The 2,280-nt window shown below is 54.5% G+C and carries 4 protein-coding genes; all 4 read right to left on the reverse strand.

Annotated features, from left to right (window positions below):
- Nucleotides 1-114: 114 nt before the first annotated feature.
- The 4 genes from rsxB to ydgT all read right to left on the reverse strand — a co-directional run bounded on the left by rsxB (nucleotide 115) and on the right by ydgT (nucleotide 2,084).
- Complete coding sequence (gene rsxB, locus HMPREF9538_RS01045) at nucleotides 115-693, reverse strand: electron transport complex subunit RsxB (RefSeq protein WP_004143816.1); 579 nt, start codon at nucleotides 691-693, stop codon at nucleotides 115-117.
- Nucleotides 693-1,274 carry an electron transport complex subunit RsxA gene (rsxA, locus tag HMPREF9538_RS01040; protein WP_002907658.1) on the reverse strand — a complete coding sequence of 194 codons (582 nt, stop codon included), beginning with the start codon at nucleotides 1,272-1,274 and terminating at the stop codon, nucleotides 693-695. Before rsxA ends, rsxB begins: the two co-directional genes overlap by 1 nt.
- A 78-nt stretch (nucleotides 1,275-1,352) precedes the next feature.
- Nucleotides 1,353-1,793 carry a DUF2569 domain-containing protein gene (locus HMPREF9538_RS01035; protein WP_002907654.1) on the reverse strand — a complete coding sequence of 147 codons (441 nt, stop codon included), beginning with the start codon at nucleotides 1,791-1,793 and terminating at the stop codon, nucleotides 1,353-1,355.
- Between the two features lie 75 nt (nucleotides 1,794-1,868).
- Entirely contained in the window at nucleotides 1,869-2,084 is a 216-nt protein-coding gene (gene ydgT / locus HMPREF9538_RS01030) for a transcription modulator YdgT (protein ID WP_002907652.1), read from the reverse strand.
- Between the last annotated feature and the right edge of the window lie 196 nt (nucleotides 2,085-2,280).

Raw genomic sequence — 2,280 nt, forward strand, 5'->3', positions numbered from 1 at the left:
TGCGGCAGGGAAACCTGACGCAGCGGGGTGCCGTTAGACTGGGTTTTCATTTCAGGCGGGTGAATACCGCCGTTGAAATCCCAGACCTTGTCTTTTCGGAAAGCGGAAAATAGCTTAAACATGTTGTTCCACAGGAATATTTCGCACCGGGATCGTATGCAGATCCCATTTCCAGGTCTCCGGGGTGGTGGCCACCGGAACGAGTGAAATGCACTGGGTCGGGCAGGGGGCGACGCACAAATTGCAGCCGGTGCACAGGTCGCTCATCACGGTATGCATGGCGCGGGTCGCCCCAACGATGGCATCCACCGGACAGGCCTGGATACACTTGGTACAGCCAATGCAGTTCGGCTCGTCAATTACCGCGAGCATGCGGGCCGGCTCCGCTTCCTGTGCATCGCCGTCGACAGGCTGCGGGTCGACGTTCAGCAACGCGGCGATTTTTAACATCACCGCTTCGCCACCCGGCGCGCAGCGGTTTATTTTCTCACCCTGTACGCCGACTGCTTCCGCATAGGGGCGACACCCAGGGTACCCGCACTGCCCACACTGGCTCTGCGGCAATAGCTCATCAATTTTTTCCACCACCGGGTCGTCCTGCACCGCGAAACGACGCGAGGCGTATCCCAGTATTAAGCCGAAAATCAGCCCTAACAGGCTGATGGCGATCACGGCTATCCAGACTGCGCTCATTACAACTTCACCAAACCACTAAAGCCCATGAAGGCCAGAGACATTAAACCGGCGGTAATCAGCGCGATGGCATTACCGCGAAACGGCGCGGGGACATCGGCCACCACCAGGCGTTCACGGATCGCCGCGAACAGCACCATTACCAGCGAGAAGCCGACGGCGGCGGCAAAGCCGTACAGCGCCGACTGCAGGAAATTGTGGCCCAGATTAATATTCAGCAGCGCTACCCCGAGTACGGCACAGTTGGTGGTGATCAGCGGTAGAAAGATCCCCAGCAGGCGATAGAGCGCCGGGCTGGTTTTACGCACCACCATCTCAGTAAACTGAACCACCACGGCGATAACCAGAATAAAGGCCAGGGTACGCAAATAAACCAAATTTAGCGGGATAAGGATCCAGGTATCAATCAGCCAGGCGCAAATAGAGGCCAGGGTCATCACGAAGGTGGTAGCGAGCCCCATCCCCATTGCGGTTTCCAGCTTTTTGGAAACCCCCATAAACGGGCACAGACCAAGAAACTTCACCAGAACGAAGTTATTGACCAGGACTGTACCAATAAAGAGCAGTAAATAATCAGCCATCATGCGACCTGAAACGAAAAAAAGCCGCTTATTATCGAATAAAACGATACCAGCGACAACAGGTTAAGTGTGGGGGTATTACGGATTAACAAAAGTCCGTTTTACCCGCTGCGAACGGCGAAAATAGGGCGCCAGCAGCGCAGCGGCCAGCAGCGGAAACAGCAGCTGACGCAGGGCAAGCACATCCGAGACCGGCGAGAAGGCAAAAGCCTTTATCGCCAGCAGCAGGGTGATGAGCAGCCAGATAATATAGTGTTTCGGCACCACCGAGCGCCGCTTGAAAAAGGCGATAGTCAGCCAGAGCGTGTAATACCACATGGCGAGGGCAAACAGCAGCGAGGCGACCCACAGCGCCATATGGCCCGCGCTCATGGCGCGCAGTAGGGTATAGGTCTGCGGCGACATCAGCGCATTGGCAAAAAACAGCAGCGATAACGAGGCGCTCAGCAGCGCCACCAGCAACCAGGCCAGCGGAGCCAGCAGCCATCCGCCGATGCGCTCTGCAGATTGAGACGTCATGTTTCTCCCCTATTCAACGCCAGTGAATAAAATCAGGCCGGGAAGTATAAGCAACTGGCGTGAAGGATGACAGCCTTACTGCACGAATCGCCAAACGGATTTAGGAACCTGGCCCACATCGAACAATTTACCACCGGAGACCAGCTCTGCGCGACGATGATCGGCGGCGCGATACATATTCACGATCTCCTGGGTGTCAGTCAGGGAGTAGTTAAGGTGATCAAATAGTTTTTCAAGGCTTTCCAGCGAACTGATTTTGCGAAATTTTAATAAGTAGTCCAGCACGGTCATTTTCGTATCCATTTTATAATCGGAATTATTGCGTTGAATATTATCAGCATTCACTAAACCTACTCTCAACCAACGGCGCCTTCTGCTGGGGCCGCGTGGAATGAATCAGGTTATATAAACCCATGACAAGGGGCAAAGCCAGCCTTGAAGAGCAGGGAGAAGTTTAAGAATATTCTAAAATCAGACCGGGGGGCGG

Origin of the sequence: Klebsiella sp. MS 92-3 (genome assembly GCF_000195655.1) — a bacterium.
GTDB lineage: Bacteria > Pseudomonadota > Gammaproteobacteria > Enterobacterales > Enterobacteriaceae > Klebsiella > Klebsiella pneumoniae.

Coding starts and splice junctions, on each gene's coding strand:
- rsxB (WP_004143816.1), bottom strand. CDS start 693: ATGAGCGCAGTCTGGATAGCCGTGATCGCCATCAGCCTGTTAGGGCTG.
- rsxA (WP_002907658.1), bottom strand. CDS start 1,274: ATGGCTGATTATTTACTGCTCTTTATTGGTACAGTCCTGGTCAATAAC.
- HMPREF9538_RS01035 (WP_002907654.1), bottom strand. CDS start 1,793: ATGACGTCTCAATCTGCAGAGCGCATCGGCGGATGGCTGCTGGCTCCG.
- ydgT (WP_002907652.1), bottom strand. CDS start 2,084: ATGACCGTGCTGGACTACTTATTAAAATTTCGCAAAATCAGTTCGCTG.